The sequence below is a fragment of the Bifidobacterium sp. ESL0775 genome (genome assembly GCF_029395475.1).
GTDB lineage: Bacteria > Actinomycetota > Actinomycetes > Actinomycetales > Bifidobacteriaceae > Bifidobacterium.
This window is the reverse complement of record NZ_CP113917.1, coordinates 1,947,049-1,967,991: the sequence shown is the minus strand read 5'-3', so window position 1 is coordinate 1,967,991 and position 20,943 is coordinate 1,947,049. Positions and strand designations below refer to the sequence as shown.

Here is a 20,943-nt window from a genome sequence, read left to right as displayed (position 1 = left end):
GCGTAAACGATTTTAAAGGTGACTGACAGCATGGATAATGAAGTAAATCTCGAAGGCTTGGACGCATTGCCTGATTTGCCGGACGACAATCAGTCTGCGGCCGTTGCTGATGGCGTTGATAGCGCTGCGCAGGATGCGGTCGCTGACATCGGGACCGAGGGCAACGCCGATAAGGCTTCTGACGATTCCGCCGCAGATACGGCTTCCGCTGAGGATTCACAGGCGGCCGATGGTACGTCTGAAAAAGCCGCTGAGGCAACAGATACGGCTTCCGAAACGCCTGCCGACGCCACTTCGGCGGACGCCGAGGGCGAGGACGCTGACGACATCGGCGCCAAAGCGGTCGAAGAGTTCTCCAAGAGCCTGCGTGGCTTGGATGGCAAGTGGTATGTGCTCCACACCTATTCCGGCTATGAGAAGCGTGTGAAGGCCAACGTCGAGTCCCGTATCCAGAGCTATGGCCTCGAAGACCAGATCTTCCAGATCGAAGTGCCGATGGAAGAGGTTGAGAAGCATACCGACAAGGGCAAGAAGGTCGTCACCCGCGTGCGCGTGCCCGGTTACGTGCTCATCCGCATGTGGCCCGACGAGAACGCCCGCCGCATCGTCCGCGAGACGGAAGGTGTCACCGGTTTCGTAGGCCCCACCAAGGAGCCCGCGCCGTTGAGCCGCAAGGAAGTCGTCAAGATGATGGCTCCGATGATTGCTTCCCAGGCGTTGAAGGAGGCGGGCGATAAGCCTGCCGCTGCCAAGAAGCGCACCGTCGAGGTCTCCTACAAGGTCGGCGATCAGGTCACCGTTATCGACGGACCATTCGCCACGATGGCCGGCGCGGTTTCCGACGTCGAGCCCACCACGCAGAAGCTCACCGTCCTGGTCTCCATCTTCGGCCGTGATACGCCGGTCGAGCTGGGTTTCAGCCAGGTCGAGAAGATCGTCTGATTCGCTTCGTTTAGTTTTTCGATGATGCCGCAGGTCGCAAGGTCTGCGGCATTCTTGTTTTGTATGGTTCATTCATTCTTGTCATTACAAATTGTCATTTGCACCATAGTTGGGCGCTTAAGTCGATTCAATAGCGTAGGAATGATGCGATTTGTCGGATAAAGATCGGAACATTTTGTCGGGCTTACTTGGAATAATAGAAAGGCTTGTGTCTGGAGGGGAGACCCGCTAGCACAGCACAGCAATATCAGTTGCGGGAGGAGACCCGTGACACTTGATATACCAAGGTTTTGCCGTAGTCTGGTCTGTTGTTTTCGCAAGAAAAGCAACAAACTGAGATGGCTGGAACCTGATATATCGCAAGGTGTCGTGGGCGACCGTCATTACCGCACGGACAACGAAAAGGAGCCATTTCCATGGCTAAGAAAAAGGTCACTGCGCTGATCAAGCTGCAGATCGAGGCCGGCAAGGCCAATCCTGCCCCGCCGCTCGGTCCTGCCCTCGGTTCGCATGGCGTCAACATCATGGACTTCTGCAAGTCCTACAACGAAGCGACGAAAGACAAGATGGGACAGGTCATCCCTGTCGAAATCACCGTCTATGAGGATCGTTCCTTCGATTACATCCTTAAGACCCCGCCAGCCGCAGCGCTTCTGCTCAAGGCCGCCGGTATCAAGAAGGGCACCGACAACCCGCTGACCCACAAGGTCGGTTCTGTCACTTCGGCTCAGGTCCGTGAGATCGCCGAGACGAAGATGGCCGATCTGTCCGCTCGCGACGTCGAGGCCGGAATGAAGATCATCGCGGGCACCGCCCGTTCGATGGGTATCACGGTCGAAGGCTGAGGGAGGATAAACAGATGGCTAACAAGCATTCCAAGAAATATCGTGAATCGGCCGAGAAGGTCGACGGCAGCAATCTGTACACCGCTTCCGAAGCTATTGCTCTGCTGAAGAGCATGCCTGAGCGCGGTTTCGATGAGACCATCGAAGCCACCTACCGCTTGGGTGTCGACCCGCGCAAGGCGGACCAGCTGGTCCGTGGCGTGGTCAACCTGCCCAACGGCACCGGCAAGACCGCAACGGTCCTCGTGTTCGCACGTGGTCCGAAGGCCACCGAAGCCGCTGAAGCCGGCGCTGACCTGGTCGGCGACGACGACATGGTCGCCAAGGTGCAGGGCGGCTTCCTCGACTTCGATGCCGTGGTCGCCACTCCCGACATGATGGGCAAGGTCGGCCGTTTGGGCCGCGTGCTCGGCCCCCGTGGCCTCATGCCGAACCCGAAGACCGGCACCGTGACCATGGATGTGGCCAAGGCCGTCAAGGACATCAAGGGTGGCAAGATCGAGTTCCGCGTCGACAAGAACGGCAACCTGTCGTTCATCATCGGCAAGAAGTCCTTCGACCAGAAGGCTCTGGAAGAGAACTTCCAGGCCGTTGCCAACGAGATTAAGCGTCTGCGTCCTTCCACCGTGAAGGGCCGCTACATCTCCAAGGCGACGCTCACCTCGACGATGGGCCCCGGCGTTCCGCTGGATCTCGCCCCGCTTTCCTGAGGCGTGTGACGCGTTTTAAAGCGTAGTTGATTAACAGTTGCCCGGTACTTCGCAAGAGGTGCCGGGCAACTTTGATTTTGCGGGTTGTGGATGCGATGCTTGCAGGTTCGGCTGATTGGTCGCGCCGGCTTTTAATGCGTTTTCTGTGGACGCCATATCAAGAAATCTTGATTTTTCATAAAAATGACGCTCGATCCTTGCGTTTCCTCGAAATTTCTTATATTCCTTAACCAGGGCAAGTGGTTATTTCGTTAGTTGTTTATTGTGATAGTTAATATCAGAAAAGGAATATAGGAAGGCATGACGATTAGAGGCATTAAAGGAACGATTGGGGCTAGCCCCAATAACTATGGTCATCGGCCGTTTCAAGGCGGCAGAGGGGGTGGCAACGCGCATTTTAGGCGGAGGGTGATCAACCTCGACAGTCTGGTGACGCGATTCCTGATTTTGCTGCTGATCGCCGGATTCATCGGCGTCGCCGTCGGGCTCGTGCTGCCGAAAGTGAGCAGACCGCTGGCGCAGATGACCGGCCAATACGTGGCGACGGGGCCGGTGGCGGAAGCGTTGGCGACATTGCCGGTCGACGACCACCCGAGCACGCGCGGTTATGACCGTGATTCTTTCGGTTACAACACCACGGACGACGATGGCGACGGCTGCACCATCCGCGACGACATCCTCAAGCGTGACATGACGGCGATCAAATATAAGGCGCCGAGCGCCTGCCAGGTCAAATCAGGCAGCTTGCGGGAGCCATACACCGGCAAGACCATCCATTTCGTGCGAGGCAGGCAGACGAGCGCCGCAGTGCAGATCGACCATGTGGTGGCGCTCGAAAACGCCTGGCAGTCCGGCGCGAACAAATGGGACGCGGCCCAAAAACAGGAATACGGCAATGATCCCTATAACCTTCTCTCCGTCGATGGCCCCGCGAACCAGCAGAAGGGTTCCGCTTCCGCCGCTTACTGGCTGCCGGCGAACCGCCAATTCCGTTGCGCATACGTCGCCCGTCAGGTCGGAGTCAAAGAGAAGTATGACCTCACGGTGACCACCGCTGAGAAACAGGCCATCTCCAAGGTCCTGCGGACGTGCCCTGCCCAGCAAATTCCCAAGCGCTGAGACCCCTTGACTGGGGAATGATGGAACACGGGGGATTGATGCCATAGAGCCATGGAACAAGGGTTATAAGAACAGGGGCGTGAAAAGCCGTTTTCGGTAATACAATGTTTCGCCCGGATAGCTATAAGAACGAGGGATGCGAAAAGCCGCCGATACGTTGGTTTCATCAACGCATCGACGGCTTATTGGTTTTCAGCCCGTGAGACTTACTTGTGCAGGTGGACGCGGGGAACGCGGACGTGGCGCAGGGTGCGGTTGGCGAGATCGCGGGCGGAGCCGGCGCCTTGGCCGCGCACGCCGAAGGTGACCAGCAGGACCATGCCCAGCGCGATGAACGAGCTGACGATGAGCGACACCCTGATGCCATAGACGTTGGCGAGGATTGCGTTGGCGTGGCCGGAACCCAGCGAACGCTGGAAGATCTTGGTGAACTCTTCCATGAGGATGACCAGGACCGGCGCGCCGATGGCGCCGGAGATCTGCCGGACCGTGTTGGTGACGGCGGAACCGGCGGAAACGCTTCCCGCCGCTAGGCAGTTGAGCGACCACGTCGTGATGGGCATCAGCACGAAGCCCATACCGATCTGGCGCGTGAACTGGCAGATCGAGACCCACCAGATCGGCACGCCCATGCCGATGAAACTCATCATGATGGTGCCGGTCATCAGCGTGATGGAGCCGATGAGCGCGACCGGTCGCGCTCCGAACCTATCCAGAAGCCGTCCGCCGCCGAACTGCGAGATGCATTGTCCGAGCGCGCCGGGAAGCATCACCAGGCCGGAGATCGTCGCCGAATAGCCGCGGTCGTTCTGGATGAACAGCGGAATGATGACGGTGATGGAGCTGAAAGCGAAGAAGCTCATGGCGGCGGTGATGGTGCCGACGCGGAAGTTCTTGTTCTTGAGCACCGTCAAGTCGAGCAGCGGCGGCTGCAGCTTGCGGATCTTCTCGATCTGCCCGCGCACCTTGGACGTCTTGAAATGTTCCTCGACCTTGGCGGCGGAGTCCGGGTCGGCCTTGAGCCTCTTGATGGCCGCGCGCAGCTCTGCCACGCTCTTGGGCTGGTTCGCTTCCTTCTGCAGATGCTCGTTTTCTTCCAAGCCGGCGATGAGGGCATGCAGCTCGGCCTTGTAGCGCTTGGCACCCTTGACCTGGCGGACGACGAACCAGACGATACCAACGAGGCCGACGGTCATGGGCAGCCAGACGATGGGGTTGAAGAACGCGTAGGTCTCGATGTTGGTGAAGCCGAACAGCAGGCCGCCGAAACCGATGACGGAGAGGCATACCGAGAAGAAATCGGCCTTGGCGTCCTTGTCGCGCTCGCTGAAGTTGTGCATGAAGAAGATGGCGAGCACCAGGGCCAGGGCGCCGACGATGGTCAGCGAGACGAAGATGGAGCGCCAGCCGTTGGCGTCGGTCTGCCAGCCACCGAAGGTCGGGCCGATGGCCGGGGCGACGCTCATGGCCACGCCGACGGTGCCCATGGCCACGCCGCGCTTGGACATGGGGTAGACGGAGAAGACGATAATCTGCAGCACCGGCCACATCACTCCGGAGCCGATGGCCTCGAGCGTACGCCCGGCGAGCACGAGGCTGAATGTGGGCCCGAGCCAGGCGAGCACCGAACCCAAAGTGAAGATGGTCATCGAGGTGATGACGATCTGGCGGGTGGAGAAGCGGCGGGTGAGGTAGGCCGTCAGCGGCACCATGACGCCCTGCACGAGCTGGATGACGGAGGTGAGCCACTGGCCGGTGGTTACGTTGATGCCGAACTCGTGGACGATGGTCGGCAGCGCGGCGCTCAGCTGCAGCTGGGTGAAGTTGCCGATGAAGGTGATGAAGGTGAGCACGGCGATGGAGACGAAAGCCGCGTGGCTCAGATGTCCGTCGACGTACGATTCCTCTTTGGTGAGGACTTTTGACAGCGGCTGTTTGGAGGAGGATTTCGCTGATATTCGCACTGGTTCAGTCGCTCCTTCTTTGCTGCGTTGGAATTTTCATTGTTGTCTGCATACGTATCCCACTATATCCAAAAAACATTTGCTGATGACGACAGCGAAGGAGGTTTTTGCCTTCAGCATCGTTCGATTTTCTCGGTTCAGACTACACCAACAGCCGGATGGAGGAACGGTTCGGTGTCACATCCCGGTGCCGCGCACCACAGCCATGACGGTCTTGAGCAAAATGGCGATGTCCCCGGTGAATGACCAGTTTTGAATATAGGAGACGTCGGCGAATTCCGATTGCTCCTTGCTCAGCGCGCTTCGCCCTGATATCTGCCACGGGCCGGTGATGCCGGGCTTCACCAAAAGACGGGAGGAATAGAGTGTGTTGTATCTGGCCACTTCCTCGGGCAGCGGCGGCCGCGGTCCGACCAGGCTCATGTCACCCTTGAGCACATTGAAGAATTGCGGCAGCTCATCGAGGGAGGTCTTGCGGATAAAGTGCCCGAACTTGGTGATTCTGGGGTCGTCCTTCATCTTGAAAATGAAGCGGTTCTCGAGTCCGTTCTCCTTGGCGAGCTCGTCTTTGAGTTCTTCGGCGTCGGTGCACATCGACCTGAACTTGTACATGGTGAACGGCTTGCCGAGAATGCCGATTCTCTTCTGTGAGAAAATCACCGGTCCTTTGTCTTCCTGATGGATTTTATAGGCGATGATGAGCATCGGGATGCCGGTGATGATGATGGCGACAAGCGAGAGGACGACATCCATGATGCGTTTGAGTACGCGTGTCCGTGTCGTGTATTGCGGCAATTTCGCGGTCAGCACCGGCATGTTGGGATCGTTGCGGAAGTGGAGGGAGGCTCCGCCGAGGTCAGCCACGGAAGTGGCGATGGCGAGCTCGATGCCCATTGATTCGACGGCCAGCGACAACGTGCGCGTCGTTTCCGAATTACGTGAAAGCACGTCGGTGATGAGGACGGTGCGGGCCTTGAGGCCTTTGGCGGTTTCCGCAAGATGCGAATTCACCGGAAGCACCCTCAGCTTGGCTTCCTCCTCGTTTTGCGGGACAAAGGGAACCGAAATCAGTTGTTGGGTGTTTGATTGGGAGGATTTTTCTGATGGAACCAGCGCCACAGGGCATACAGCTATCGGCTTGTAACCAATGCCGGAATCTTTTTGCAGTTGCTTGCAGATTTGGTGAATCGCCTTCGGTGAGCCGATCAGAACGGTCGAGTAGACGAATTCGCCTTTTCGCCGATTGTAATGCAAGGAGCGGCGCATAAGCCAACGCTCCAGTAAAGTCAATGTGCCAGTGATAAGCGGTACGAAAATGGTCAGGAAACGCGGAATCTCAAGTTTGAGAATATAACCCAGCGTGCAAATCATGACGAAGTCGATTAACGTTGCCTTAAGGATTTTGCTGTAGAGTTCATATCCTTCGCCCATAGTATGACGTGAATATGCTTCACATATCATCAGGCTGATGATCCATGCGCACACAGCTAAAAGGATGAATTCCAAAATCGCGTTGTTGTGCGGCGCGCGCCGTTGCAAATAATAGAAACTATGGGGATTGATGAAAAAAGTGATTGTCGACGCGATAAGCGTCATTAGAATGTCAAGGGCAAAAAGGCAAAGATTATATAGATAAGCCCACGCAGGCTGTGAGTAATCGAAAAGGAACTTATTCTGAGGTTCCGACTCGCCCGCAGAAAAATAAGAACCATCAAAAAAATCTTTGTGGTCTGGCGATTCCTCTCTTGCGGTTTGGGTTTGTGATGAAGATATCAATCGATGTGATTCCGATTGGCTTATTCGCTGAGCCTTATCGTCGGCAACGGAGGAAGTAGACCCATTGTTTCGGCGATTTGCATCATCGGTCATCGTCTGGCTACTCTCCTTTTGATATTCCTTCGTCAACATGATATATGTATGGTTTGATATGCATGTTTAGCTGCTTGCTGGTTTTAGTGGACGGATTCTTCCTTTCGACCTTTTCTTGACAATGCTCCATAATGACATGGTGGCTGGATTGACGTCTGGTCGCAATCTGGGTTCAATGGCTGTGGCAGGCCGCACTTTATTGTCGACAATGCGAAATAGAGATAAGGACATAATAAACATCGGTGTTTGTAGCATTGTTTGTTCGTGGTCATTGAAATAATGGATGAGAAAATAAACGTGTGGGAATGATACAGCACTTCGGAAGGATTTGTATTGAAGAGAGTGAAGGCGGAGCATTCCTTGCCGGGAGCCCGGATAAAGCATCGTATATGGCCGTGGATTTTGCTGGTAATTTTGGCGTTGTTGGTAGCTTTGGCTTGGTGCGCGATAGATTTTGTGGGCCAGGTCAGACAAGTTAAGGCACATGAGCAGGCTGCGGTTGACGCGCTTACAAGTGCTCCTGTGACGGGGAGCGGTAACATAAATATGTTCGACGGGCTTTCCCAAAGGCTTCCACAAGCGGGCAAGGAAGCCAAAAGCGCCGACTGCATTGCGCATCGAAAACTGTGGAAGGTTGCTGCGAAAATCCCCTTGATTGGTGATGATGTCACCACAGTGCAAGGTATGACGGTTACATTCGATGGAATTATAAATGATTCGATGCCAAAGTTAGTCAGTGAAGCTGATGCCATGGAATCAGCCAAATTGATGACGGATTCAGGACAATTGGATTTGCAACCCATCTTGAACTCGCAGAAGGCCATGTCTCAAGCTAACGATGTGTTGCAACGAGAGGTGGAGAATTATCATCAGCTTCCTGCCGGGAAAAACAAATCGCGGATAGGGAAGGTGCAAGAGATTTATAAAAAAGCCGGTTCTCAGCTAGATTTGATAGCCGGGAAAGTCGGTCAGATGGCTGGTTTGTTCAGATCATTGCCGAATTTTTTGGGTTCAACGCAAACTCGCCATTATGCGATTATGTCGATGACTACTTCCGAAGCTCGTTCCTCAGGTGGACTCATTGGTTCGGTTGGTGTACTCACAGCCCAGAATGGTAAGATTTCCGTGGGGGATTTTAAGCCGAATACAGCTTACGAACCTTATGGCGATGGTGATCCGAGTTCTGATGAAAGGGCGATATTCCAAGCCTGGGGTCCTCTTAATATGTCTTTTGATATCCGAGATTCTGCAGTGTTCCCAGACACCCAGCGTTCGGCTGAAGCAATGCGGGCTATCTGGGGCCGTACTCCTTGGGGTGCAAAACAGCAGCTTGATGGAGTGATGCTTGTCGATCCTGTATTTCTACAAGAACTACTCAAATCCAATGGCAATGTCAAGTTACCCGATGGTCGTGTGCTCACTGGCGATAACACTGCCGAGTTTCTTCTGAATACGATTTATCAGAAATATCCTCCTAGTGCACAGGACGCATATTTCGGCATGGTGGCTCAACAGTCGATTTCTGGCATGTTTTCTGGATTGAGCACACAGAAATTGTTGGAAGTTAGCGACATTATGGGCACTATGTCTCAAGGGCGTCATTTTTCAGCGTATTCATTTGATGTAGAAACGGAGAAAGGGTTTGACCAGGCAGGATACACGGCGCACACTCCGAGTGACGCTGCGCATCCCAATGTCGGTGTCTATCTGACCGAGCAGAACGCATCAAAGATGGATTGGTATATCCACCGTTTCTCGCGTATCACTAGTCGGGGAGTCGCCAAGGATGGCAAACGAACTTATCACGTCGAATACACCATGAAGAACACTCTTTCAGAAGCCTTGGTGCATACTCTTCCCGATTACATCATCGGTATCCATCAGGCTGGTCAGCCACAGGGAGTGGGGGTAGAGAAAGTTCTGCTTTATCCGCCTAAAGGTGGTGTTATCACCAAGCTTCAAATTACCGGCAACGCTTCAAAACCAGTTCAGAAACAGATGAACGGAAAATCATTCTATGCCACCGTCGCACAAGTGGCTCCGGAAGCGTCAGTTGTGCTCTCCTTTGATGTGACGACTGATGCTTCGGCCATTACCGATTTGGGCATCGACCAGACTCCCATGGGTTGGGCAGATCCTGCGGTCACGATGGTCGATGATGATGACAGGGAAGTCTCAACCGGAAAGTAGACGTAGGAACTTATGCACATTATGTTCGTATGTACCGGCAATATCAGCCGGTCGCCAATGGGTGAGTTGCTGATGCGCCGATATTTGCAGGGAACGGGCATTACAGTATCCAGCGCCGGCACTCAAGGGCTTGATGCGTATCCGATTGAGGTCTACAGCGCGCGGATGCTCGATAGTGTAGGCATCGATTCCAGCTCGTTTAGGTCCCGTCGTCTTACTGCCAATCTTGCCAATAATGCTGATTTGTTGCTTTGCTTCGAACGCCGACAACGGCATGATGTGGTGGTCTTGGCACCTCAGGCGGTGAAGTACACGTTCACGCTTACCGAGTTTGCGGCATTATGTGACTATGCCGCCAGGCAAGGGCTGATTGAGGGGGCGGGTCTTGAGGATCGTCTGCTTTCGGTCATCGCCGCGGCACCGTCCATCAGGCCACAAATCGCGCCTCAACCAGACATTGACGACCCTCATGGCAAGGAGTTTCCCGCGTTCTACGCAGCCGGAATCCAGACGAATGATGCGTTACGCAGCATCGTTAGTGACATAGCAATTGTTACTAAATAATAAGGTATATCCATTTACAGCTGTGCTTATAGAGAGATTCTGGAAGAATAGAAGTTCTAAAACGATTACCGCCATTTGATATACACATTATCCGCTAATGTGGTGTTGCACAGATGTTTGATTTTGTGGGCCAAGTAATCGCGGAATGAAACTTCGAGTGATTTAAAAGAGTAGATTCAAGAGAGCATAGGAGTTGTGGAGTAATGTCGGCAAAGTCGCCTATTCGGGTGATGCAGGTCATGGGGCACATGGTTGGTGGTGGTGTCGAAGCGACCATCATGAACCATTATCGTTTCATTGACCGTAGTCGCGTCCAGTTCGACTTTGTCATTGATTCCGACTCCACACTCGTTCCGCGTGAAGAGATTGAATCACTTGGCGGCCGAGTGTTCGTCGTGCCTCCTTACAAGCATCTACCGCAGTATATGCAGGCATGCGAACGCCTGTTCCGTCAAGAAAAACCAGATATCGTGCATTCCAATATCAATGCGTTGAGCGTTTTTCCGTTGGCGGCTGCCAAAAAAGCTGGTATCGAAGTACGCATTGCCCATAGCCATAGTACTGCCAATCCAAAAGAACACGTGAAGACTATCGCGAAGGATATCTTGCGGCCTTTCTCTAAAGTATTTCCTACGGATCTGGCAGCATGTTCAGATGATTCAGCGAAATGGCTGTTTGGCGAGAAAGCATTCCGTGAAGGACGGATTCATATCATCAAGAACGCCATAGATTTAGACAAATATAAATTCGATCCACTGGTTCGTGCAGACATGCGAAGAAGCTTGGGTGTTGCAGATGACCAGCTCGTTATCGGTCAAGTCGGCAGATTTTGTTTCCAAAAAAATCAGTTATTCACAATCGATGTTTTTGCACGATTTATAAGGATGCATCCTGATGCTCTTCTCGTTCTCGTCGGTGATGGTGAATTGCGTGGACAGATTCAACAGAAAATCGAGGCGCTGTGTCTCGATGACAAAGTACGCATTCTTGGACATAGGGATGATGTGGATATGCTTTATCAAGCATTTGATATTTTGATGTTTCCCTCGAACTATGAAGGTTTGCCTTTGACTGCTATAGAAGCTCAGATTGCTGACCTACCAGTTGTAATGTCAACAAAAGTTTCCAAAGAGGCCACGATTATTTCACGACTCGTTGATCGAGTGAATTTAAGTTGTTCGTCAAAGCAATGGGCGAATGAATGTCAGAAAATATGTGATAAATCGTCCGAGCATATTCGAGGTGATATTGTGTTGTCTGAATTTTTCAAGTTTGGATATGATCTTCGACAAAGTGCTTTAGATTTAGAACGATGGTACTGGGATTTGTTTCAGAAAAGGAACACGGATCTTGTCCTCCGCAATTCACGATAAGGGCAGACATTATAAAAATAGTCAACTTAGATTGTGCTGTCTTATTGATTTTGTTAGAGCTTGTTTCAGGGAGAATGTTCATGATTTATAAAAAATCATCAGATTTTTTAATGCTTTTTTTGTGGGTTGTTTTGAGCATTCTGTTCATCGTAAATGAGTATTCTTTGACAACGGTGAGTGATAAGGGTGTATTTTTTGCGGTTTTGGGTATAGGAATTATAGTGTTTATTCTCATCGCAGTGAATAAAGCAAGTCTTATCTCTTTACTTATTATCTGTCTAAATGTATTATTGGTCCCTATATTAATACAATATTACACTGGTCATTCGTATGGAATTTTAAGTATCAGTCATGTTACATTACATATATCGGAAGTTATTAATAATTTATATCTATATGACAGTGTTCTTTTGATTCTTTCTTTCGTATTTAACTTTTCCGGTCATGAAAAGGTATTATGGAATTCTTCATTTTTAGAAGATGAGCAATTTACTATTTGGATTAGAAACTTCATAGCTTTGATTTTTGCAATTGTGGCTTTTCCAAGGGGCTTTGGGCAAGTGTCTGCAGACGAACGCTTTGATATGTTACTTCCTGGTAAGGCTTGGAATCAGCTTTCAGTGGTGGCTCTACTCTTTAACCTTCCGTACCTTAAGAAAAGCCATTCTGTGAGATTGACATATCTGTTAGTAATTTTCTGGTTTTTGTCGCATGGAGAACGTGCAGATATTGCAGGAATTTTTGCTGGCCTCATTTTCTATTGGCTGGCAACGCAAAAAAAGGGAATATTCAATAACGGAATTTTAAAAAAATTTGTAATTTTGTTATTTGGTTTTGTGCTAGTCGCATTGTTGGGTTGCGTTGGTTATATACGTATATATCATGTAATTCCAGATATTCGAGAGTTGTTACTTAATTTGTTGACCACCGCTACGATTTCCGATGTCGCATATTTATTTAATGTATCAATTGATTATGGTCTTTCTATAGGCCATACTAATGGTCAGATTTTAATAACCAATATTTTAAGCGCAATCCCATTCTTCAAGCAGAAGACCGGATTCACCGATATCATCAACGGGTTATATCCAAATCCGGGTGGTGAACCTTTACTGGCGGAACCAATAATGGACTTCGGCATGGTATCTTTGCCAATAATAGGTGTGCTTGATTTCTTCTTCTTCTTTATTTTTTTGCGATCGGGTAATAAATTCTTCAAATATGAGTTCTTGGTTTTGCTCTGTTCGATACCTAGGATTGTTTGGTATGGGAGAAGCTATGTATTCAGCAGTGTATTGTTTTTTGTTCCGTTTATATATTGTCTTTCCTTATTGCTTAATAAGCATAAGAAAAAGATTTCTGAAAAAAATGGAGAATTGCTATTAAATTCATCAAGTAAGACAATCTGATTGTAAAAGATATTAAATTGTGAGTTTTAAGTTGAGACTGTAAGGAGATTGTAGATGGGGAAATTCATTATCGTACCTGGCTGTTCTGATTTGAATAGAGGGGACCAGGCCCTTGCGTGGGAAACTAAAAAAATTATGGAAGATGCAGGATATATAGGTGAATATTACCTTACTGCTGAAAAAAATGAACCAGTAGAACAAAGTAGATCACAAGGTTTACGCATCATTACGCCTATTCTGGAACATCCTTCAAGAAAATACAAAAAAAATAAGAATATTCAATATACATTTGGCCTTAAGCTGCGGTGGGGCATTATTGCCTTGGGGGATTTTATTTTCAGCCTGTTCATCTTAATACCGGCTTTTCGGCATACATTAATGCCATTCTTATCTCTTGAAAAACAAGAATCAATAAAGACTTTTGAAACTGCAGATGCTATTTTTTTAAAAGGTGGTGGGTTATTGCAAACTTCGGGAGGTTTTGTCTCCACTTATAGTATGTATTTTTGGACGTATCCTCTTCGGTTTGCTATTAAACTTGGCAAGCCAGTATTTGTTCTACCGAATTCCTTTGGCCCCTTTAAGGGTCCGTTCGTAAAACGAATTGCACAACGGATATTGAGTCAGTGCCAAGTAGTGACGACACGTGAAACATATTCGCAGAAAATGGTAAAAACGGATTTAAATTTAGATTGTCCCAATTTCCCGGATTTGGCTTTTTCACTCGCTAAATCGGATTTAACACGTTCCGACATCTTTGAAAGATTTGGAATTGCTGGAGAACGAAAATTGGTGGCTATAACTATGAGGCCTTATAGATTTCCTCGAGCTGAAAATCCTGAGCTTGCTTATAAAAAATACGTTCAAGAAATGGGTATTTTTATTCGCTGGTTATATGAAAATGGATATTTACCCTTACTTGTTGTGCATACATTAGCTGTTAATGAGCACGAAGATGATTTTGCGTGTTTGTCAGAAGTGATGAAGATGCTTGATCCAGAAGAATATCGGCTGATTTCGGATAAAAATTTCGATTGTAAAGATCTTAAAGCTGTTTATGCAATGTGCGATTATACGATAGGAACAAGGTTCCATTCAGTTATTTTCTCATTAGCTTCTGGTGTGCCTAGTATTGCAATTGCTTATGTTGGTAATAAGGCCCAAGGGATTATGCATGATATGTCACTTGATAGTTATGTTATAGATATATCTAAAGTGACAGCTAATGAGTTAATTAAAAAATTTATTGAGTTAGTTGACAATACAATAGATGTAAAACAAAAAATTGCTGTTTACAATGCTTCGGTGAAGATGCTTCGGACAGATTTAATAGATCTATTGAAAAAATAGTTTTTTAAGGATTAATAATGAAATTGGTTTTTGCTCATGATCATAAATTGCGGTTTCATGAAGGGAGATATTTTACTACTGGTGGTTTGTCAAATGAGGTTTTAGGAAAATATTTAGATTTTTTTGATACCGTTACAGTGTTTTGTCGGTCAGTTCCTATGCAAAAAGCGGATCATAATCTTTCCGAAATTACAGAAAAACGGATAACGATTAGACCGGTATCTCGTAATGGATCTTTAAAACCCTCCTCGGCTATGCTCTCTGAAATGGAGCAGACGATTGCTGGAGCAGATGCATTAATCGTGAAGTTACACAGCGTAATAGCTGAATTCGCAATTCATTTTGCTCGTAAGCATGGAATACCATATCTTGTTGAGTCTGTAGCGGATCCATGGTATTCGTTTTGGAATTACAGCGTATTGGGGAAGCTAGTTGCCCCTTTTATGACAATAATTACGAAACGGGAAATCAAGCGTGCTCCTTATGTTTTATACGTAACGGATAAGTATTTAGAGAGTCGATATCCAACTAAAGGACGTTGGGTCGGATGCTCAGATGTTATTATTCCGGTAGCGGCAAATGATGTATTAAATCATAGATTAGATGCGATACGGCATTTTGGTTCTGTGAGCAGAATAGGTACTCTTGCGCAGGTCGATATGCGATACAAAGGTCAGCAATATGTGATTAAAGCGCTAGGCATTTTAAAGAAGTCCGGGATAAGGGTCGATTATGAACTGGCTGGTTCAGGTGATGGTTATTTCCTAAAGAAAGTTGCGCGTGAAAATAATGTTGAAGATCAAGTCCATTTTATAGGTCTGCTACCTCATGATGAGGTTTTTAAATGGCTGGACTCTCTAGACCTTTACATTCAACCGAGTAAGACTGAAGGGTTGCCGCGAGCGTTGGCAGAAGCAATAAGTAGAGGATGTCCGGCACTTGGATCTGATGTCGGAGGAATTAATGAATTAATTTCCCCTGAATGTATTTTTCGTAATAAAAATACTCGACAAATAGCGCATATGCTGCGTCAGATTGATTCTACTTTTTTGACGTTACAAGCGCAAAAGAATTTTTTGCATGCCAAACAGTATTCTGCTGATGTCTTAAATGAAAGAAGACGATCATTTTATAAAGAATTTGCCGAATATTGTCGCATAATACATGTAAGAAGGATAGGAAAATAAGCAAAGAGATGAAGATTTGGATTTTACGATAAGTCGGATATTAGAGAATAATTCAACGAGAATCCAGTGATGAATGCGGACTGGGGAAGATCGATTAATAGCTAGGTGCTCTGAGAGATTTAGAAATCGGGCGTGCTCGTTCATGAAAAGTATTTGTCGATATATGAATGCTGGTGGGAGCATTGTACAATTTGACCCACATCTTTTGCATAGGCTGATATAGGTCTCGCTGAGCACAAAAGGTGAAAGAATGCTTTGTTAGCAAGGATATTTCGTAACAACCCGAGAATATCAACTGCATACTGCATTGAATGTGTATAGGGAAAAGGCGGTCGAGAAGATGTTTTTCGAGCTTTGACGAATAGGATAGAATATATGCACAGCAGATGTCATGTGGGTAAAATATAGTTCGGATACAAGTAAGATTATGTCTAAAATACAATACATTACTTTATCTTTGGACTGTTAAATAAAACAATGGCAATTGGTAATAGAATGAAGAAATAGTTGTGGGATGGTTTAGATAATGTCAGTGGAAAGAAGCCGAGGAGCCCTACTTGGGTATGCAAACATTGTCATAAACTCCGGAATAAATTTGTTATATACTCCTGTATTGATTCGTATGCTTGGGCAATCGGATTATGGGGTATTCCAGATGACAAACTCGGTAATTCAGGCATTGACTATTCTTAGTATGGGTTTTGATTCAGCATACGTGAAGTTTTATTCGGATTACGTTGCTCATCAAAGAAAAGACAGGGTGCGTCAATTAAATGGTATGTATCTTATTATTTTTTTGTGCATAGCATTATTGGCGACACTATGCGGATTGGTTCTTCTTCGAAATGTAGATTTTTTATTTTCGCGCGGCCTGACAAATCACGAGCGTACGCTTAGTAAGAAATTGATCGTAATTATGATTTACAGTGTTGCCATATCTTTTCCGGGTACTGTTTTCGATTCATATATTACCGTGCATGAGCGGTTCATTTTTCAACAATCTCGTCAAATATTAACCAATATAGCTGTTCCCTTTTTGGCGTTACTGGCACTTTATACTGGGATGGGTGCCATTGGTGTTGCTCTTGCGAAGGCCTTTATGTCAACGATATTGTTAGGGATGAATATTCGATATGCAGTTGGGAAGCTTGATATGAGATTTAGCTTCAGTAAATTCGGATTTTCGATATTCAAGAGTTTGGCAGTTTTTAGTTTTTGGATTTTCTTACACCAACTATTTGATGCCGTGAATAATTATGCTCCTAATTTTTTATTGGGAGCATTGGGAAATTCAACACAAGTGGCTATTTTTGCTGTTGCGCAGCAAATTAGAAACCTTTTCGCTCCTTTATCTTTAGCTCTTTCCAGTGTGTTCGTGCCTAAGATTAATAAGATGGTTGCAGAAGGCAGCGATAATGAAGAATTGACTCGGCTCATGGCCCGTGTCGGCAGATACCAGCTTATAGTTTTTTGTTTTTTGTATTGCGGGTTTGTCGTTGTTGGACGTTTTTTTATTCGATTATGGGCAGGCTCAGAATTTGATGACGCGTATTTGATGATTCTGATAATGGTATTACCTCTGATTTTTGATTTAACGCAGACGACAGGACTGGCAATCCAAAGAGCGAAAAATAAACAAAAGGCTCGTAGTCTGATTTATATCGCGGCTGCCTTAGTAGATATTGCTATTTCTGTCATTTTTATACCGAAATATGGTTGTTGGGCCACGGTAGTTGGCTATGTGGTGAGCTTATTGTTAAGTACCGGGCTGTTTATGAATTGGTACTACAATTCTCGGCTTGGATTAAACATGAGATTTTTCTGGAGAAAGATGGTGCCAGTTTTGCTGGTTAGTGCAGGTGTATTGAGTGTCAGTATGTTTGTCACAGCTGTAATTCCAGTAAATAGTGTTCTTACTTTTTTATTCGATGGTTTTGTCTATGTTTCGTTATTTGTCACGGCAGCATGGTTTTGTATTGCTACGAAATCCGAACGTTCAAAAATTAAGGGACGGCTATTGCGCAAAAATAAATGAAGTTATATATCTTGGATATCAATATAGTTGAAATGCATTGTCTAATTTCTATTATATCTGTGTCAGACGTAGCTGGTTATAATAAATAATATTTAGATTAGTTTTTTCTAATAATGTATTGGAATATTGGGGGAGTGAGGGTTAATGGCTATAGCTGATGTGTTAGCAGCTATTCGTAAGCATCTGTGGGCAGCTGTGTGCGTTTGCTTTGTATTCGTAGCGGCAGCCGCGGCGTTCGCTTTTCTTGTCCCTGCTCAATATCGAGCAACTTCTGAGTTATTTGCTTCATATTCAGGTAAAGATGTATCCGCTCTGAATTCAAGTGAAATGAATTCCGGGGCTACTTATCTTACAACACAGATCAAGACGTATCCTCAATTGGTAAAAACTGCGGCGGTTTTGCAGCCTGTGATTGATGATCTTAATTTGGGTATGAGTGTTTCTGATTTGTCAAGTAAAGTTACTGCGACTAATCCTGCCGGCACCTTTATGCTTAATATCACAGTACAAACGCATGATTCAGCTGATGCGGCAAAGATTTCTAATGCCGTCGCTGGGAGTCTTCGTAAACAGGTGATGTATAGTATCTATGGTGGACAGAAGGGACAATCTCCGGTAGATCTTTCCATCGTGCAAAGGGCCCAAACTCCTAAAAAGCCGAGCTCTCCTAATAAACCATTATATTTGTTAGCCGGACTATTAATTGGTATCTTTGCGGCTGTGCTGTTGGCGTTGCTGCTAGAAGTGCTAAACACCAAGGTCGGAAGTGTCGAGGATGCCCATGCTGTGACGCAAGGTTCTTCATTGGGTATGGTACCAAAGACGGACTTGCTCAAGAGTAGCCGTCCGGTCGTCATTTCGAACCCCAACAGCGCTGAAGCTGAGGATTTCCGTAGGATACGTTCCAATATTGGTTTTCTAACTCCGGATTCTAACGCCGAGGATGGGAAGTTGATTGTCATTACTTCATCAAGACCTTCGGAGGGTAAGACGTTGGTGACTTGTAACCTTGCCGCAGCGCTAGCAGAAGATGACAAAACAGTGTTGCTGATTGATGCGGATCTGCGTCATCCCTCGGTCGCCCATCGACTTAATATCGAAGGCTATGTTGGTCTTTCGGCGGTACTTTCCGGCCAGGCTACACCTATGGATGTGGTGCAGGAATATTGGAAGAGTAATCTTCAGATTTTCCCTGCGGGTAAGCGTCCTGGCAACGCCAGCATTCTGTTGGGTTCGAAAACGATGAAGGCGCTCGTTAAGCAGGCAAGAAAGCAGTATGATTACGTGATTATTGACACTGCACCGCTTTCCGTTTCGAATGACGGAACGGTATTCGGTCAGTGGGCAAATGGCGTTGTCATGGTTGTTGGCAAAGAGCTCACGGAAAAGAAGGAATTGCAGTCGGCGGTCGATAATCTGAAGACTGCTGGAGTGCCGTTGCTTGGGTTTGTTCTCAATTTCGCCGATCAGGCAAAGATTGACTCTAAGAATTACTATTACTATACAGACGATAGCACTGCGAGTCATAAGAAAGGCAATAAGAGATAGAGACACTTTCAAAGTGTGATCGAAAGTATTGAATGGGCTTTTTCATAGCCATGTTTATTTATTTGGCTATACCCCGGACTTTGAATCGGTCATGTTTTGTATTGTTCACGTTGGATGCAAGTGAATCCTTCTCAAGTTGGTTTAACTACGTGGGTATTAGTCGAAGGAAGGGCTGAACGTATGACGAGTTCGGGGAAAGGCATTGAAGACTCTGTGGAATCGGAAGACAATGATTCATTCCTTTTTCCCTCCGCATCTGAGGATGATGGTGGGTGGGAACAGCGGAGTCGTGAGCTGGTAGTCAATTTTCCGATCGTTTCCAGATACCATGATTCACCGGAGTCCGTGGGAACCTCTGTGAATGTTTCGCCACAAGATTGGCCCGCTGATAGACATACTGACTCCTCTCTCTATTCGTTTCCGTTAGCTTCTAAAGAGGTAAGAGGGGATTTGTCATCTGTTTCCTCTGATGTTGGTAAAGAACGCAAGTTTTTATTTCCTATTTCGATTCGTCCTGATTCGGGAAAGACCGCAGAAGATTCAAGTATTCGGCGTTATGAGGCTTTGAGTGCTAATAACTTTACAGCCAAATCTACTGATGTGAGTCCGCGTCAGGAGACTCAGAGCAGTCAAAAAATAACTTTGACTCACGAACGATTCAGAGCAGACGATATTGCTCAAAGCAAAGTGTCGAATGCGCAAGTTAGGGAAGTCGGACGATTTGGATCTGCTGCGCAACAGAATAATTCTGTGAAGGCAACCGGATGGTCCATACCGGTTATTGAGTTCCCGCCACTAGCGTCATTTGATTCTGACGGGATATGTAGTGCCAAGCCAAATACACTTTATGATTTTGATGATATTAAGCCTTCCGAAATATTGTCAGTTTTTGAATCTGAGAAGCGGTCGTCAGCTTTTCAGAAGCAGAACGCGAAAGCTGATCGGGAATCGAGACAGGATAATTTCGCACAGGTTGTTGATTCTGGAATGTCTTCGACATTGTTGAATACGTCCGCCCAGGATGCAATAAGAGGTAACTCGCGATACGAGGATGTGGATAAACCGGCCTCAACAGATAATTCTGGACCTCGATGGTGGAAGTTGTTGCTGGTTGGTGTTGTCGTTTTCGTTGTTGAGTTTGTTCTTCTAAACTTTCTTGCCTGATGCCTGTGACAGATTCTGTGATCGATGTTCCGTTGCCGGAGTTTTTGTTTACTAGTGATGATTTGAACTCTTGTGGTACATAATGGTTTTTGTATTACGAAATGAACAGATGGGAAGCTGTAGTATTAAAAATAGTATTGCTGGTGGAATTATTGTGTCAGTCTTCTGTCTATAGGTGAATTGTCATATCAATTCAACGCTCGAAGAATATGGGTGTTTTTCTTTGAATTTCTGAGATTTTCTCATTTCCTATCAAGTATATACGTTTTTACCTGAGTTGCGAGTACTCTTGAGCTTTGCGGGAAGTCCGTAGAGGTGCAGATGTGAAGGAGCGGTCGATGGGCGGCGAGGATGAACATGGGGAACCTACATCAGACGATACATACAGTAGCGGTCAAGGTGCTGAATCCAATCCTCTGCATGATGATAAGACTGATGTCGGCTACAATGCTAATTACGATTCTCTAACCGGTGCTGAGTCTGATAGCGTCTATGCCCAAGACGATGGCACCTCGATAAGTAGAGATTCTAATAATGATTATGACGGGGAAGACGGCAACAAGACTAATGCCTCTTATATCGACATGGGACGAGACGGAAAAACCGACACTAGAGATAACGATGCGTATACCGCTGATAAAGGCAACATTGAGAACTCCGTTAGTATGACTAGT

General features: G+C 47.2%; 15 protein-coding genes. 13 read left to right on the top strand and 2 right to left on the bottom strand.

What is annotated here, in order from left to right:
• The first annotated feature begins 30 nt into the window (after positions 1–30).
• The 4 genes from nusG (at position 31) to OZX73_RS07635 (ending at position 3,616) form a co-directional block, all read left to right on the top strand.
• Positions 31–942, top strand: coding sequence for a transcription termination/antitermination protein NusG (gene nusG / locus OZX73_RS07650; RefSeq protein ID WP_277149069.1), 912 nt, complete (start codon positions 31–33; stop codon positions 940–942).
• Between the two features lie 416 nt (positions 943–1,358).
• Complete coding sequence (gene rplK, locus OZX73_RS07645; protein WP_277149067.1) at positions 1,359–1,787, top strand: 50S ribosomal protein L11; 429 nt, start codon at positions 1,359–1,361, stop codon at positions 1,785–1,787.
• A gap of 14 nt (positions 1,788–1,801) precedes the next feature.
• Complete coding sequence (rplA, locus tag OZX73_RS07640; protein ID WP_277149065.1) at positions 1,802–2,497, top strand: 50S ribosomal protein L1; 696 nt, start codon at positions 1,802–1,804, stop codon at positions 2,495–2,497.
• Between the two features lie 408 nt (positions 2,498–2,905).
• On the top strand, positions 2,906–3,616 hold the full coding sequence (locus OZX73_RS07635; protein ID WP_277149063.1) for an HNH endonuclease family protein: 711 nt from the start codon (positions 2,906–2,908) through the stop codon (positions 3,614–3,616).
• 206 nt (positions 3,617–3,822) lie between these two features.
• On the opposite strand, the gene OZX73_RS07630 is transcribed toward OZX73_RS07635, so the two are convergent.
• Together OZX73_RS07630 and OZX73_RS07625 are read right to left on the bottom strand one after the other, a co-directional pair.
• Positions 3,823–5,574: an MFS transporter gene (locus OZX73_RS07630; RefSeq protein ID WP_277150968.1), complete on the bottom strand. Its 1,752-nt coding sequence runs from the start codon at positions 5,572–5,574 to the stop codon at positions 3,823–3,825.
• Positions 5,575–5,757: 183 nt separating this feature from the next.
• A complete protein-coding gene (locus OZX73_RS07625) occupies positions 5,758–7,449 on the bottom strand; it encodes a sugar transferase (RefSeq protein WP_277149061.1) in 1,692 nt (563 codons plus the stop codon).
• Between the two features lie 342 nt (positions 7,450–7,791).
• Between OZX73_RS07625 and OZX73_RS07620 the strand changes: the two genes are divergently transcribed.
• From OZX73_RS07620 to OZX73_RS07580, 9 genes are all read left to right on the top strand, one after another.
• Positions 7,792–9,639, top strand: a complete 1,848-nt coding sequence (locus OZX73_RS07620) for a DUF4012 domain-containing protein (protein ID WP_348519480.1) — start codon at positions 7,792–7,794, stop codon at positions 9,637–9,639.
• Between the two features lie 12 nt (positions 9,640–9,651).
• Positions 9,652–10,203, top strand: coding sequence for a low molecular weight phosphatase family protein (locus OZX73_RS07615; RefSeq protein ID WP_277149060.1), 552 nt, complete (start codon positions 9,652–9,654; stop codon positions 10,201–10,203).
• Positions 10,204–10,406: 203 nt separating this feature from the next.
• Complete coding sequence (locus tag OZX73_RS07610) at positions 10,407–11,576, top strand: glycosyltransferase family 1 protein (RefSeq protein ID WP_277149059.1); 1,170 nt, start codon at positions 10,407–10,409, stop codon at positions 11,574–11,576.
• An 80-nt stretch (positions 11,577–11,656) separates the two neighbouring features.
• Positions 11,657–12,985: a hypothetical protein gene (locus OZX73_RS07605; RefSeq protein WP_277149058.1), complete on the top strand. Its 1,329-nt coding sequence runs from the start codon at positions 11,657–11,659 to the stop codon at positions 12,983–12,985.
• 54 nt (positions 12,986–13,039) lie between these two features.
• Positions 13,040–14,335: a polysaccharide pyruvyl transferase family protein gene (locus OZX73_RS07600; protein WP_277149057.1), complete on the top strand. Its 1,296-nt coding sequence runs from the start codon at positions 13,040–13,042 to the stop codon at positions 14,333–14,335.
• A 17-nt stretch (positions 14,336–14,352) separates the two neighbouring features.
• Positions 14,353–15,522, top strand: a complete 1,170-nt coding sequence (locus tag OZX73_RS07595) for a glycosyltransferase (RefSeq protein ID WP_277149056.1) — start codon at positions 14,353–14,355, stop codon at positions 15,520–15,522.
• A 526-nt stretch (positions 15,523–16,048) separates the two neighbouring features.
• Positions 16,049–17,557, top strand: coding sequence for an oligosaccharide flippase family protein (locus OZX73_RS07590; protein WP_277149055.1), 1,509 nt, complete (start codon positions 16,049–16,051; stop codon positions 17,555–17,557).
• Positions 17,558–17,701: 144 nt separating this feature from the next.
• The gene (locus OZX73_RS07585; RefSeq protein ID WP_277149053.1) at positions 17,702–19,105 is read left to right on the top strand and encodes a polysaccharide biosynthesis tyrosine autokinase; all 1,404 of its coding nucleotides are present in this window, start codon (positions 17,702–17,704) and stop codon (positions 19,103–19,105) included.
• A gap of 180 nt (positions 19,106–19,285) precedes the next feature.
• Positions 19,286–20,269, top strand: a complete 984-nt coding sequence (locus OZX73_RS07580) for a hypothetical protein (protein WP_277149051.1) — start codon at positions 19,286–19,288, stop codon at positions 20,267–20,269.
• Positions 20,270–20,943 lie beyond the last annotated feature (674 nt).

Bases quoted from the DNA above. Each gene is read 5' to 3' on its own strand.
- OZX73_RS07585 (WP_277149053.1), top strand. From the start codon at position 17,702: ATGGCTATAGCTGATGTGTTAGCAGCTATTCGTAAGCATCTGTGGGCA.
- OZX73_RS07610 (WP_277149059.1), top strand. From the start codon at position 10,407: ATGTCGGCAAAGTCGCCTATTCGGGTGATGCAGGTCATGGGGCACATG.
- rplA (WP_277149065.1), top strand. From the start codon at position 1,802: ATGGCTAACAAGCATTCCAAGAAATATCGTGAATCGGCCGAGAAGGTC.
- OZX73_RS07615 (WP_277149060.1), top strand. From the start codon at position 9,652: ATGCACATTATGTTCGTATGTACCGGCAATATCAGCCGGTCGCCAATG.
- OZX73_RS07605 (WP_277149058.1), top strand. From the start codon at position 11,657: ATGATTTATAAAAAATCATCAGATTTTTTAATGCTTTTTTTGTGGGTT.
- nusG (WP_277149069.1), top strand. From the start codon at position 31: ATGGATAATGAAGTAAATCTCGAAGGCTTGGACGCATTGCCTGATTTG.
- OZX73_RS07580 (WP_277149051.1), top strand. From the start codon at position 19,286: ATGACGAGTTCGGGGAAAGGCATTGAAGACTCTGTGGAATCGGAAGAC.
- OZX73_RS07600 (WP_277149057.1), top strand. From the start codon at position 13,040: ATGGGGAAATTCATTATCGTACCTGGCTGTTCTGATTTGAATAGAGGG.
- OZX73_RS07625 (WP_277149061.1), bottom strand. From the start codon at position 7,449: ATGACCGATGATGCAAATCGCCGAAACAATGGGTCTACTTCCTCCGTT.
- OZX73_RS07595 (WP_277149056.1), top strand. From the start codon at position 14,353: ATGAAATTGGTTTTTGCTCATGATCATAAATTGCGGTTTCATGAAGGG.
- rplK (WP_277149067.1), top strand. From the start codon at position 1,359: ATGGCTAAGAAAAAGGTCACTGCGCTGATCAAGCTGCAGATCGAGGCC.
- OZX73_RS07590 (WP_277149055.1), top strand. From the start codon at position 16,049: ATGTCAGTGGAAAGAAGCCGAGGAGCCCTACTTGGGTATGCAAACATT.